The sequence below is a fragment of the Clostridium sp. HCS.1 genome (assembly GCF_047900555.1).
GTDB lineage: Bacteria > Bacillota > Clostridia > Clostridiales > Clostridiaceae > Clostridium.
In genome coordinates, this window is the sequence record NZ_CP170704.1 from 3,073,527 (window position 1) to 3,087,756 (window position 14,230).

Genomic DNA, 14,230 nt, shown 5'->3' on the forward strand with positions numbered 1-14,230 from the left:
AAAAGGAGTGTTTATTTTGAATTACATTATTAAAGATGAAATAAATATTTTATATGAAATTAACAAAGCCTTTATGTTTTTGGCAGATGAAAATGAAGAATTAAAACTGCTAAATGATACTTTATCTAAAATACCCATAGATAATGAAAAATATAAGAAAAATAATCTTAAAAGCTTTTATAAATTTATTGAAAAATTCAAGAAGATTAATACACTTCCATTAGATGATATGAAATTCTATTTTTCAGATATTAATGATGGAAGTCATAAGAACTCTATATCAATATTCGAAATATTTCTAGTAAATTTCACCAAGGATGAACTTATTCAGTTAAAAGAAAAAATCACACAATTATCAGAAGAAGAGGTTAAAGAATTTACCTTCAAGGAAGTAATTAAATTTATAATAGAAAATTTTGATGATAAAAATTTAAATTTATCTATGAATAAACATGAATTTCTTAAGTATCTAATTAACAGTAAAGATTTTTCTTACGAATCAAAATGGAAACTAACAGTTCTATTAGAAGATAGTAAAAACATTTTATTAAAATACTTTAAGATATTATTAACTTCAATAGATAACTTTCAAGATATTTTTTCAATATTTGAAAAAGATAAAAACAAACTTATCTCAAATTTAAAAAAGAAACTAAGTGGAAACAATAATTTTCTAACAGAACTTAGTACCTTTAAAGTAGATGGAGTTTCTGAATTAATAATATATCCCTCTATGGTAGACTTAAGAAAAATTTCACTAAACGAAAATACAAATTCATTAATTTCAATAAATGAGAGTACTGTTTGTTACTTAGGATATAAGTTCGAAGAGCTAATGAATTTATCAAAAGGGAAAAAAGATGAAGAAGAAGTTTTACTAGAAAAATTAAAATGTTTAAGTGATAAAAGCAAATATGAAATCCTAAAAATGCTAAATATTGAGCCAATGTATGGTCAACAAATAGCAGAAAGACTAAATCTTACAACAGCTACAATTTCATATCATATGAATACCTTATCTCTAAACAAGCTAGTTACCATAAATAAAATAGATACAAAAGCCTACTACAGCTTAAATAAAGAAGAAATAAATAAAATATGCAATTTACTACAAAACACATTTGGATAATGCATAATTAATGAAAAAAACTCAGCCTAAGCTGAGTTTTTAATCTTTCATTCTTTAAATTTACAAAACTCCTGTGGAGTTTTCACCTTAATTCTACATTTTACATTTTACATTCTTCATTCCTAAAGTAGTTCTTTTCTCAGTCTTCTTGGTAAGAACTTAAATAATTTAGGTGAAAATAAATCTAAGTCTTTCTTTCTAATTCCTCCAAAGTAAATCATTGAGTAAAGGTACACAATTCCCCCTATTCCTATTAATATAACTGTTTCTATAGCAGTTACAATTTTTCCCCCACCTAAAGCTTCAGTAACTCTGAGAATAGGGAATTTTGCAAGAAATATAACTAAAGTCATTAGTATAGAGCAAATTGTTGGTACTATTGCTTGTTTTACTATTGGAATATTCACTCTAAAGAACTTTTTGATTTTTCTATGATTTATTATAGTAGGTATTATAAATGATATAAATGTTGCAATTACAGCTCCCTTTATATTAATATTTGGATTAGAAACTAAAACTATGTTTATAATTATTTTTGCAAGTAATCCAAGACTTGCAGATACAATAATTAAATATAATTTATTAATCCCTTGTAAAATAACATTTTGTATAGTTGTTATTGACATAAATATTAACAATGTAGAGCCATACATTAACAAATTATATCCTGAGTTAGAAGGAAATAGAAAAGTATATATTTCCTTACTTAATATAGCTAATCCAAAGGTTGCTGGCATAACTATTATATACATTATTCTAAAAGCATAACTAGTTTGTTGTTTTAAATCCTTCTTATTTTTATAAACAAATGCTTGTATAATCTTTGGAAATATAGATGTTCCAAGGGCTGTTACTATAGCAAGTGGTACATAAATAAGAGTTTTATAATATGAAAGTATTGCCGTTAAGCTATCTATCTTATCTTTATCAAAGCCTGCAGAATTTAAGCTTCTAGCTAAAGTTATACTATCTATAACTCCTGCGAAATTCTGAACTGCCGCCACCATTGTTATAGGAATAGCATACATAAATAACTTTTTAACTATTCTTTTATCAGAAACCCTTTTTCTACTTGGATCGTGATTTAACTCTGCTTCTTCTTTAAAATCCTTTTTGTTGTAAATGTACATTATATATATTATTGCAACGATTGCCCCAAGAGAAGTACCTACAGTACCTCCAGCACTTCCCCATTCCGGCTTACTTGTAACTGATAATAATAAAGCTGCAAAAACAAGACTAAGCACAACATTAATTAATTGCTCAACAATTTGTGATATTGCTAAGGATTCCATTTCTTCTACACCTTGCATATATCCTCTAAAAGCAGCTAAAACAGCTGCAAAAATTATTGCAGGCCCTAAGAATACAAATGTTAAAGCAGATCTTTCTCTATATATTAATTTAGATATTGGAAATGATAATGCCATAAATATTCCAGCTATTACTATACTAATTAATGCTAAATACTTTATTGATAGCTTCATTGCTCTTAAAGCATCTTTATGATTTCCCATTGCTCTAAGCTCTGTTACAACCTTAGTAACTGCAGGTTGAGCACCTAAACTAGTTACTGCAATTAAAAATACAAATATATCATAACCTGCTACATATATACCATATCCAGTTTCCCCTAAAACTCTTGTTAATAAAGGAACATATATTGCTGATAATAGCTTACCAGCAATACCTGCTATTGATAATATTAAAAAACCACGTCCGGCTGATTTTTGTTCCATACTAATCACCTTTTATTATATTCTGAACTTAAACACATCATTTTTAATCTTTTTAAATACTGGTGGTAAGCTTTCTGTTATTGTTTTATTATTTAAATAACTTAATTTATCTTTTGTATCTCTAAAAACAATTTTATATGCATATAAGAATTGACAATCTAAGCCAAATTTATTTGCAAAGAATGAATTTAATTTTCTATCTCCATACTTATTATCACCAATAATAGGTGCTCCTAAGTGAGACAAATGAGCTCTTATTTGATGGCTTCTTCCTGTTATCAAGTCTATTTCTAAAAGTGAATACGCACTATTAGTTTGTATTGTTTTAACTTCCATAGCTATTTCCTTAGAATTAGGAACCTTTTCATCATAAATCTTAGAAATATTAGCATCTTCATTTTTCAGTATATAACCCTTATATAATCCATCTTTAATTTTGCCCTTAACTAAGGCATTGTAATACTTTTCAACATTGCCTTCTCTTATTAATTCATTTACATTTCTTAAAGCTTCAAAATTCTTACCAAATATAACTATACCTGAAGTATTTCTATCTAATCTATTACATGGTGCTGGAGTAAAAGTTACTTCATTTTCAGGTAAATAATCACCTTTTTCATTTAAATATGATAATACATAATCCGTTAAACTTGGCTCTTTTCCCTTTTCATCTGGATGAACTAGGATATTAGGCCATTTTTCAACTATTAATATATTAGCATCCTCATAAGTGATTTTCATTCCACTTGCATTTACCTTAATAAATTTTTCTTCTGGTTTTTCTTTTGTACTTTGTATATATTTAATTTCAACTATGTCATCCACTTGAAGTGTATAATTTTCCTTCTGTTTCTTTCCATTAACTCTTACATCACCTTTTCTTAAGGCTTTAAATATTTTACTTAATGGAACATCCTTTAATAATTTTCTTAAAAATTTATCTAGCCTTTGGCCAGCTTCATTTGTTCCTATTTCTATTTTCAATAGTAATCACTCCTAGTTTCTATTTTATAAACTATTTTCTCCATTATACTAGATTAATATTATTTTAACTTCTTGTCAAATATTCAAAAGCCATTTCACATTGCATTGCTACTCCAAGAGGTAAACAATTCTCATCTATATCAAACAAATTACTATGGGCTGGATGAATAATATTTTTTTCTTTATTACCAGAACCTAAGAAATAAAAAACTCCAGGTCTTTCATTTGCAAAATAAGCAAAGCTTTCTACTCCCATCTTAGGATATTTTTGAAGCAATACATTTTCTTCTCCTAAAACTTTTTCTGCTCCAATTTTAAATAACTCTACCATCTTTTCATCATTATAAAGATTAGGATAAGATTCCTCTATATCTACATCAGCAGAAGCTCTAGAAGACTTACATATCCCTTCTACTATTTCCCTTAATCTTTCCTTTGCAAATTTCCTATCTTCCTTACTCATAGTTCTAATAACACCACTTATTACAACCTCTTCTGGTATAATATTTTGAGCTGTACCTCCATGAATACTTCCAACAGTTATTACTGCAGGATTAGCTGTATTTATTTCTCTGCTTACTATTGTTTGAATAGCTAAAACAATATGGCTAGCTATAACTACTGGATCTACTGTAGTGTGTGGATAAGCTCCATGTCCGCCTGCCCCTTTTATTTTTATTGTAAATGGGTTTGATGCTGCATTTACTACTCCATCCTTTAACATAATAGTTCCACATTCTAAATTTTCTTCTACATGAAGGCCACAAACACAATCTACTCTTGGGTTTTCTAATACTCCCTCTTCAATCATAAATCTAGCTCCACCTATAGTTTCTTCTGCTGGTTCAAATAATAATTTTACATTTCCACTAAATAAATCCTTATTTTGATTTAATAGCTTGGCAGCTCCCAATAAGATAGTAGTATGTCCATCATGACCACAAGCATGCATTTTTCCTTCTACTTTTGAGGAATATTCACATACCTTCTTATCTAAAATAGGTAGTCCATCAATATCTCCTCTTAAAGCTATAGTTTTTACATTATCACTATTACTTTCTTTAGTTCCTCTTATAATTCCACATACTCCAGTTTTAGCTACTTCTATAAAGTCTATGCCTTCTTTTTTTAAAAAGTTTTTTATAAACTTAGAAGTTTCATATTCTTCCATACCTAACTCTGGATACTGATGTAAAGTTCGTCTTATATTAATCAATTCATTTTTTATACTTATTGCTTCATCTTTAAAATTCATAAATATTGCCCCCTTAATTGTATTTTATGTAGTATTACCTATGTCCAGAAAACCTCAATACTGTCCCCATCATTCAGTCTTTCTGTATATCCAACTTTATTTCCATTTAACATTAAGTTAATTGTGCCCCTTGCTTCTCTTAAATCAAAAGAAACATAATTGAAAATATCTACAAAGATATAATCTTTTTTGCCATATAATTTTATCTTTGAATCATTAAAACCTACTTCTATTTCAATAGTATCTTTTAATATTTCTTCCTGATTATTTGCTTCCTCATAGGTAATTAAGTTGTCATTTTCATTAATAATATAACTATCACTTATAGTTTCTGAATCCTTTTTAATATTTACTTCCTTATTAATTATATATTTTTTTAAATCCCCAATAGTTTTAGGAAGAATTATATTAATATTATCATTTTCTTTTATAAAATAATCTAGAGTTTCTTTATTTTCATTAACTAAAATAATGGGTTCTAGATTTATTATTTTATTATCAAGATAAAAACTCTTGCTATTGAATCCCCTTATTTCATCAATAATGGTAGGATTTGCATCTTTTCCTGAAATAGCATATGTTATTTCGATATTATCCCCTGACTTAATTATCTTATCTAAGCTTTCAATATTTCCATTAACTTTAATCTTTGGACTTCTTCCTCGTTCTCCAAAAGCTACTCTTTTTACTCCATTTAATGTATATCTTAAATTCTTACCATTCTTTGCAATTAACATATTAGGATTAATTCCAGCATGAATTATTACATCCACAACACTATGGTTATGAGAATTAAATAAAGCAACTTCTGAACCATTTAAAGTAACTTCAATAAAATCATTGTGCCCATTTTTTATTGATATTAATGCTATACCTAATACTGTTACTCCTGCTGATCCTAAATCATTATTACTAATACAATTTTCTATAGCCTTTCTATCTTTAATTGCTATTCTTTGAATAGGTATATTCATTACATCACTTAATTCATTTATAAGACCTGGAGTATGAGCGCCTCCTCCTACTAAGAATAATGCACTTGGTGATTTATTAGCATTTAATTCAATTATCTTACTACCTATAGCTTCTGCTATTTTTTTGACTATTGGTTTAATACTCTTTAATATATTTTCTGATTTTATAGTATTTTCAAATCCTATTACATCTGTATATGTTATTTCATCACTTATTAATAAATTTCTTTTTATGTATTCAGCAGTATTAAAATCTACTAAGCATTCTTGTGCTATTGCCTCTGTTACTTCATCACCAGCAAGTGGAACCATTCCATAGGATGATATGCTATCCTTAGAACTTATTGCTATATCTGATGTACCAGCTCCAATATCTACTAAAGCTATATTTAAAAGTCTTAATTTTTGTGGTACTACTGCTTCAATAGCAGCAATTGGCTCTAAAGTTAAGTTATTAACTTTTAATCCAACTTTACTCATTACTGAATATAGTGAATCTACAACTGAGCGTGGTAAAAATGTTGCTATAGTTTCCACTTTTGCTTCTTCACCTTTGTGTCCAACTAAATTAGAAATAACAAAACCATTTAAAAAGTAATTTCTAACTGAATATCCTACACAATAAAGTTTGCCTTCTGTAGTTTTATTTATTTCATTTTCAGCAGCCTTTAAAGAAATTAACTCTAAACTTTTTACGTCTTCCTTAGTTATCTCATCATCTATGTTTAAGTTCATTATACCTTCAGAATTTATTGTTTTTAGGAATCTTCCCGCCGCTGCAATTGATACATCTTTAAGTTCAATTCCTAATTCTGACTGAATTTCATCTACTATTGTTTTTACAGCTTTTGCAACTAAATCTATATCATGAATTTGTCCGTCTATCATGGCTCTTTCTTCATGTTCTAAGTATTTTTCGCATATTACTTTAAATTTATTATCTTCAACTATTCCAACAGTCCCTATTAGTGATCGAGTCCCCACATCTAGTGCAAATTTAACCTTACTTAAATTTACATTCTCCATTTAATACACCTCATAATCTATATAATATAGCTTGTTTTCTCCTTTTATTGCCATAATAAAATTATACAGCCTAATATCTAATTAGTGAACTATTACTTACTTATTTATTACAATAAGATTATTTTCCATCAATACTTTAATAGAAAAACTTTTGTTTACTTTATCTCCAAAGTCTATTTTTATAAGATCCTTATTTATTTCTATAACTTTTCCAATTCCGTAAGCCTTATGTGTAATTATATCATTAACTTTTATCCCATAGTCTTCATTACTTTCTATTTCCTTAAACTTTCCTTCTATAACAAATCTAGAAGCTTCTTTAAATTTTCCTCTTTGAGTTTTAGGAGAGAATATATATAAATTATCTATAGCTCTAGTTATTCCTACATAAAACAACCTTCTTTCTTCTTCTATGTTTTCTTCCATTGATGATCTATGTGGAATTGTTTCTTCATTTGCATTAATTAAAAATACATTTTTAAATTCCATCCCCTTAACCCCATGAATGGTACTTAAAATAACACCTTCTTTTATCTCCTTGCTTTCCTCTATGCTTTCTTTAACTCTTTCAACATGAGCAAATAATTCTATAATAGTCTTAAGTCCATCAGCTGCACTTTTAAATTCTTCAACTATATCTTCTAAGTCATCAATACTTTGATTGTATCTTTCTGAATATTCCTTTAAATAATCTATATATCCTAATTCTGTTATTACATACTGTATAGCTGATGATAATGACAGTTTATTTAAGTGAATAATATCCCTTCTTAATTCATCTAATTTTTTAGCTTGATAAGGTGGAGTATCTTTCTTTTCAATTAATATATCAAAGGGACACTTATCGTCTCTATAGGCTCTTAAGTATTCTAAATTACTCTTACTAACATATCTAAAAGGTTTATTTATTATATGTAAAAAGCTTTCCCTATCCTTAATATCAATAGCTAACCTTAAATATGCTAGAATATCTTTAGCAATAAAGTGTTCAAAAAAGTTATATCCTTTATCTAAAAGAACAAAGGGAATTCTTCTTCTTGTAAATGTATCAATAAGACTTCTAGCCTCCATATTGGTTCTATATAGAACTGCATTTTCACTTACATTATATATAGACTTTTCAACTATGTTAGCTATCTCTTCACCTTGATTTCTTTCATCATAAGGAGATGAAAACTTTATAATCCCATTAGTTTTTTTATAAGAATTAATTACTTTATTATTTCTTTTTAAATTATTTTTGATAACATCCTTAGAAGCCTCAACAATATTCTCATTACTTCTATAATTTATAGATAAATAAATCTTTTCTCCACCATTAAAAATTTCTTTAAAGGTTACCATATACTCTGGCTTAGATCCTCTAAAACTATATATGCACTGATCTTCATCTCCTACTGCAAATAAAGAATTATTTTTATTCATCATCTTTAAAAATGTTATTTGTAATTCATCACAATCTTGAAATTCATCTACAAGAACATATTTAAATAAGGTTAAATATTTGTTTAGTAGATTTTCATCTTCTTTAAATAATTTAATTACCTTAATTGATAAATCATCAAAATCCCAAAGTTCATTTTTATTTTTGTATTCTTCATACTTTTCTAAAGCTTCTACAAAAATGTCTTTAGATAAAGAAGGCTTAAAATCTTCAATATTTTTTAAAGAAGTTTTAAAAAGCGAAATATTATTAAGAACTTCCTTAATCTTATCTTCACTAACTTCATCAGAATATTTTGTTAAAACAGACTTAATAATTCTATGAGCAACTCCTCCTTGAATTATAGATATATTATAACCTTCCCTTAATAAAATCTTATAAAACAATCCATGAAAGGTTCCAAAAAAGGGTGCAACATCTCTATTAAATACATTTTTATACCTAGTTCTCATATTATCTGCTGCTGCCCTTGTAAAAGTAATTACAATTATATTTCCTACCTTAACATTTAATTCAGTAACTAAATGATCTACTCTATTAATGATTACAGTAGTTTTCCCAGATCCAGGAGCCGCTACAACTAATACATTTTTTTCATTTATATAAACAGCTTTCTCTTGATACTTATCTAAATTAACCTTCATCTTATCTCCTCTACTATTTATTATTGACTTTTTCATACTATAAATAACTATATTGTAATAATTTATTTATAGAGGTACAATAGGTATATGTTTCAATATTAATTTCTTTAGTATATTAATATTTAAAAAAGGAGAAGTATATGGAAAACTTAATCAGATTTGATGTTACTAATGAACGTAATTTAACCATGTTGGTAGATTTTTATGAACTAACTATGGCAAATGGATATTTTGACAAAGGAATTCAAAATAAAATAGCCTATTTTGATATGTATTTCAGAAGAGTACCAGATGGTGGTGGATACTGTATTATGGCAGGCGTTGATCAATTAATTCAGTATTTAAACAACTTAAATTTTACTGATTCTGATATAGATTATTTAAGAAGTAAAAATATTTTTTCAGAAGATTTTTTAGCCTATCTAAAGAACTTTAAATTTGAATGTGATGTTTGGGCAATTCCAGAAGGAAATTTTGTTTTTCCAAATCAACCACTGGTAATAGTAAGAGGTCCTGTTGTTCAAGCGCAATTTATAGAAACTATGATTCTTCTTACAATAAATCACCAAACTCTAATTGCAACTAAAGCTAACAGAATATGTAGAGCTGCTGATGGAAGAACTGTAATGGAATTTGGCTCACGTAGAGCTCAAGGATATGATGGTGCTATATATGGAGCTAGAGCTTCTATAATTGGTGGATGTGATTCTACAGCTTGTACTATAGCAGATAAATATTTTAGTGTTCCAGCAGTAGGCACTATGGCCCATAGTTGGGTACAATTATTTGATACTGAATATGAAGCCTTTAAAGCATGGGCAGAAGTTTATCCAGATAATTGTTCATTATTAATAGACACGTATAACGTTTTAAAATCTGGATTACCAAATGCAATAAAAGTATTTGATGAAGTTTTAAAACCACTTGGAAAAAGACCTAAAGGTATTAGAATAGATTCTGGAGATATTACTTATTTAACTAAAAAATGTAGAAAGATTCTAGATGCAGCTGGATATGAAGATTGTAAGATAATAGTATCTAACTCATTAGATGAACATATAATAAGAGATGTTTTAAGTCAAGGTGCTTGTATTGATTCCTTTGGAGTTGGTGAAAGATTAATCACTGCAAAATCAGAACCTGTTTTTGGAGGAGTTTATAAACTTGTAGCTGTTGAAAAAGATAATGGCATAGTACCTAAGATAAAAATTAGTGAAAATACAGAAAAAATAACTAATCCTGGTTTTAAGAAAATATATAGAATTTATGATAAGGATACAGATAATGCTATAGCTGATATTATCGCATTAAATAATGAAATTATTGATGAATCTAAGCCACTAGAAATATTCCATCCAATTGAGACTTGGAAAAGAAAAACTGTAACTAATTATTACGTTAAGGACTTAATGGTTAAAATATTTGATAAAGGTCAGCAAGTTTATGAAAGCCCTTCTGTATTAGAAATTAAAGAGTTTTCTAAAAATGAAAGTTTAAGAATGTGGCCTGAAATATTAAGATTTGAAAACCCACATAATTATTATGTAGACTTATCCGAGAATTTATGGAAATTAAAACAAGATTTACTTCATAAATGTATAAAATAAGGAGCTTTAAAAGCTCCTTATTTTCGTATATCTTCTATTTTTTAATAATTAATAACCCTATTATCTTCCTCATAGCTTGAATATCTTTCTTGAGAATAAAATAAATCATCATTTAAGTTTTCCCCAAAAGAAAGCTTAGCACCTGATGTTAAAAACTCATTAAAAGGACATAAATCATTCTCATTACCTGTAGTATGCATTGGGCAATCACTATAACAATTAACCCTTTCTTTGTTTGTTGACCAAAACGGACACTTACTCATACTCTTCCCTCCAAACCCCAATAGTTGAAAACGAAATCACAATTTTCTTATATTATATTATATATTCTTGTTAAAATAAAGTATTAGAACCATACTTTTGTAAGACAAATATCGACTTAATTATCTATATTGCCACACCATTCTATTGATTTAGAATATAATTTCCATAGTAACCCTTCACTAATACTCATTTTTTCTCGTATTTTAGTTATTTTATCGCTTTCCATATTTTCATAAGCCAATGCTAAGTCCAAAATATCTCTAAATATATTTTTCCCTCCTAGCAATGCCTCTTTTATTTCAAAATTTAATGGTAACTCTTTAACTACATAATTAATATCTTTTTCAATCATTAAATGTAAGTTAGAAAACAATCCTACCATAAATGCTGATGCCGAATCCTCACAGTGTATTATCTTAGCAATTTCCTCACAAAACTTGGCTCTTATAATTATACTATTGGCATATCCATCATTTACAGATGCCATTTCTGCTACAGATAATATAGATAACCACTTTCTAAGTTCTTCTCTTCCAATTAACATTATTGCTTGTTTAATTGACTTTATCTCTTGAAGAAAATTGAAATAAGATGAATTAATAAATTTTAAAAACTTATAAGTTAATGCAATATCTGTTTTTATTACATATTCAACCTTGTCCACATCATAATCTTCCTTAATAAGCTCTACTAACAGCATAAAAATACTAGTATTCTTAACAGCAATATCTTTTCCTAAAAATATAGATGGCTTACTATAGTAATACCCTTGAAAAAAAACACACCCTAATTCTTTTGCTTCATTTAAAGCTTCAGAATTTTCAATTTTTTCTGCTAACATCTTTATATTATATTTCTTACAAAGATAAGCAAGATCTCTTCTGGCCTTATTTGTTGATAATATGAAATCCACTTTAATTATATCAATAACTCCAATGAAATTTATCATATGTTCTACATCTACAACATCATCTAAAGCTATATAATATCCTAACTCCTTTAAAAATAATAATTTATTTATTATTTCTTTAGATGGATTAACAGTTTCCAAAACTTCTATTACAACATTTTCTTTTGGCAATAATGTAGCGATATCTTTCTTTATAAGCTCTTCGGAAAAATTAACAAAAGCTCTTTTTTTATTTGTCAAAATATCTAAACCAAATGCTGATATATTATCAATAACTTTATAAGTTGAAACTTCATCATCAATTAAAGGGTTATAACCATTTTCTAGTGAATTTCTATACAATAACTCATAAGCTACAACCTTACCATCTTCATCATAAATTCCTTGTCTAGCTATAAAAATATCCATATTTTCTTCCTCATCAATTATTATATACCCATTATAAACCAATAAATGTAAATATAGAATATTATTTTTACTTTTTAAAATGAATACTATTCTTAACTACTGAAATATTTATTATTTCATTAGTAAATGCTTTAAGAAGAGCTTTTTCTAAAACTTTTTCATGATCGAAGTTTGCTATATCTCTACATTCTGCAAAAACTTTATTTAATTCTCCATCTAAATTTCTATATGTTAATGTTACATATGGTTTATCATATTCTACGTTAACTATTTTTAATCCCCAAGTAATTTGAGCATAATCTCCATCTGATGTTAACTTAGTTAGCTCTCTTATCTTCTCTTTTTCCTCTGATGGATCGCTAATTACTATTAATTCATCTCCAACTTTGTATTTTCCCATATAAATTCCTCCTTAAATAAAATTAATTCTATCTTTAGTATATATTATTACAAAAAATTATGATATTATAATTTAGTGTATTTTAATATAGCATTTTTGTTAATTTCTTAACAACCATATTCTATATAATATCATAACAATTATTTTATTACAATATTATTAGAATTATTAGAAAATTTCAAGTTAAATTTTCTAATGAATAATAAATATTTATTAGAAATTCTTACTAGGAAATAAATATTGACAATTAGTGTTATATATTATATAATATTTATACTAATATAAAAAGGATGGTGTATTATGGAAAATATAACTTCTATCTTCAGAGAAAAGAAATTAAAGCTTACTCCTCAAAGATTAGCAGTTTATAAATATTTAATGAGTACAAATGAACATCCTTCTGCAGAAATTATATACAAATCACTTCAACCTGAGTATCCTACTATGAGCTTGGCTACAGTCTACAAAGCATTAAAAACTTTAGTGGAAGTTGGATTAGTTCAAGAAATTAACGTTGGTGAAGGTAATTTTAGATATGATGCTAAAGAAGGCGACCACGCTCATATCCAATGTATAAACTGTAGTAAGGTTTCTGATTTAGAAAATTTATCATTTTCTACTCTTAATCACGCTGCTGAGGAATGCTCAGAATTTAAAGTTTTATCAAACAGAGTTTTCTTTTATGGATTATGTAAAGATTGTAAATAAAAAAAAAGCAAGCTAAGATTTATAATTATTTTTAGCTTGTTTTTTTATTTTGAAGGCCGCATATCTGCGGCCTAAAAGGGGGATGGGGGGGTTTTAGCTTAAACGAAGATTACTCTACGTTTGCTATAGGAGAATACTTCTCCGGTACAATAATAGTATTATCTACTCCAAAGCTTTTTATTCAGTTTTTTATTTAAAAAGCCCTTTATTATAAGCATCAATCACCTTATCTAGAAAAATAGCTTTATTATAGTCTACTATGCTTTTTATAGCTACTAACATTTGTACATTTTCATCTTCTTCAAGAAATTCTTCTTTTATCTCTTCTTTACTTTCTTCATCATTATTTTCAGTATCAGTGCTATCTAAATTTCCATTATGTGATATATTGTTTTCATAGCCATACATATTAGCTCCATTATTGGATACATTAAAATTTCCCAAACCTAAACCACTAATAATGTTTTGTAGTGGTGAAACATTAAATCCCATGGGATTAGCTTGGTTATTAGTATTTTGATTTAAGCTAAAATTATTTAAATCTACCCCATCAGTTTTCATAGAAGATAGCATACTTCCAATTTGATTAAGATCTATGTTACTACCCAAAAGGTTCATAAGTTGGGTTGGATTAATACCGAAAGGAATATTATTCCCTGAATTACTAGAGGATTGGCTATTTATTCTATCCTCCCTACGTCTTCGCCTTCTTTTAGACATTAAGGTTCCTCCAATTAT

General features: G+C 27.3%; 12 protein-coding genes. 3 read left to right on the forward strand and 9 right to left on the reverse strand.

The features are described 5' to 3' along the window. Nucleotides 1-16: 16 nt before the first annotated feature. Nucleotides 17-1,129 carry an ArsR/SmtB family transcription factor gene (locus ACFYH6_RS14670; RefSeq protein WP_416178226.1) on the forward strand — a complete coding sequence of 371 codons (1,113 nt, stop codon included), beginning with the start codon at nucleotides 17-19 and terminating at the stop codon, nucleotides 1,127-1,129. A gap of 122 nt (nucleotides 1,130-1,251) precedes the next feature. Here ACFYH6_RS14670 and ACFYH6_RS14675 read toward each other — a convergent pair whose 3' ends face one another. The 5 genes from ACFYH6_RS14675 to ACFYH6_RS14695 form a co-directional block, all read right to left on the reverse strand. Further along, nucleotides 1,252-2,868: a putative polysaccharide biosynthesis protein gene (locus ACFYH6_RS14675; RefSeq protein ID WP_416178225.1), complete on the reverse strand. Its 1,617-nt coding sequence runs from the start codon at nucleotides 2,866-2,868 to the stop codon at nucleotides 1,252-1,254. 15 nt (nucleotides 2,869-2,883) lie between these two features. Next, entirely contained in the window at nucleotides 2,884-3,852 is a 969-nt protein-coding gene (locus tag ACFYH6_RS14680) for an RluA family pseudouridine synthase (RefSeq protein ID WP_316344554.1), read from the reverse strand. Between the two features lie 64 nt (nucleotides 3,853-3,916). Next, nucleotides 3,917-5,107, reverse strand: coding sequence for a M20 metallopeptidase family protein (locus tag ACFYH6_RS14685; protein ID WP_416178224.1), 1,191 nt, complete (start codon nucleotides 5,105-5,107; stop codon nucleotides 3,917-3,919). 38 nt (nucleotides 5,108-5,145) lie between these two features. Further along, complete coding sequence (locus ACFYH6_RS14690) at nucleotides 5,146-7,107, reverse strand: cell division protein FtsA (RefSeq protein WP_416178223.1); 1,962 nt, start codon at nucleotides 7,105-7,107, stop codon at nucleotides 5,146-5,148. Nucleotides 7,108-7,203: 96 nt separating this feature from the next. Next, nucleotides 7,204-9,195, reverse strand: a complete 1,992-nt coding sequence (locus ACFYH6_RS14695; protein ID WP_416178222.1) for an ATP-dependent helicase — start codon at nucleotides 9,193-9,195, stop codon at nucleotides 7,204-7,206. Between the two features lie 140 nt (nucleotides 9,196-9,335). Here ACFYH6_RS14695 and ACFYH6_RS14700 point away from each other — a divergent pair, with 140 nt between their 5' ends. Continuing rightward, nucleotides 9,336-10,802 (forward strand): nicotinate phosphoribosyltransferase, encoded by a 1,467-nt coding sequence (locus ACFYH6_RS14700; RefSeq protein WP_416178221.1) that lies wholly within the window; start codon nucleotides 9,336-9,338, stop codon nucleotides 10,800-10,802. A 41-nt stretch (nucleotides 10,803-10,843) separates the two neighbouring features. Here ACFYH6_RS14700 and ACFYH6_RS14705 read toward each other — a convergent pair whose 3' ends face one another. The 3 genes from ACFYH6_RS14705 to ACFYH6_RS14715 form a co-directional block, all read right to left on the reverse strand. Beyond that, complete coding sequence (locus ACFYH6_RS14705; protein ID WP_416178220.1) at nucleotides 10,844-11,065, reverse strand: hypothetical protein; 222 nt, start codon at nucleotides 11,063-11,065, stop codon at nucleotides 10,844-10,846. A 116-nt stretch (nucleotides 11,066-11,181) separates the two neighbouring features. After that, entirely contained in the window at nucleotides 11,182-12,384 is a 1,203-nt protein-coding gene (locus ACFYH6_RS14710) for an EAL and HDOD domain-containing protein (protein WP_416178219.1), read from the reverse strand. A 67-nt stretch (nucleotides 12,385-12,451) separates the two neighbouring features. Next, nucleotides 12,452-12,784, reverse strand: coding sequence for a hypothetical protein (locus ACFYH6_RS14715; protein ID WP_316344547.1), 333 nt, complete (start codon nucleotides 12,782-12,784; stop codon nucleotides 12,452-12,454). A 300-nt stretch (nucleotides 12,785-13,084) separates the two neighbouring features. Here ACFYH6_RS14715 and ACFYH6_RS14720 point away from each other — a divergent pair, with 300 nt between their 5' ends. Further along, nucleotides 13,085-13,492 (forward strand): Fur family transcriptional regulator, encoded by a 408-nt coding sequence (locus ACFYH6_RS14720; protein WP_316345545.1) that lies wholly within the window; start codon nucleotides 13,085-13,087, stop codon nucleotides 13,490-13,492. 189 nt (nucleotides 13,493-13,681) lie between these two features. Here the strand turns inward: ACFYH6_RS14720 and ACFYH6_RS14725 are convergent, their stop codons facing one another. Beyond that, entirely contained in the window at nucleotides 13,682-14,212 is a 531-nt protein-coding gene (locus tag ACFYH6_RS14725; protein WP_316345544.1) for a hypothetical protein, read from the reverse strand. Nucleotides 14,213-14,230 lie beyond the last annotated feature (18 nt).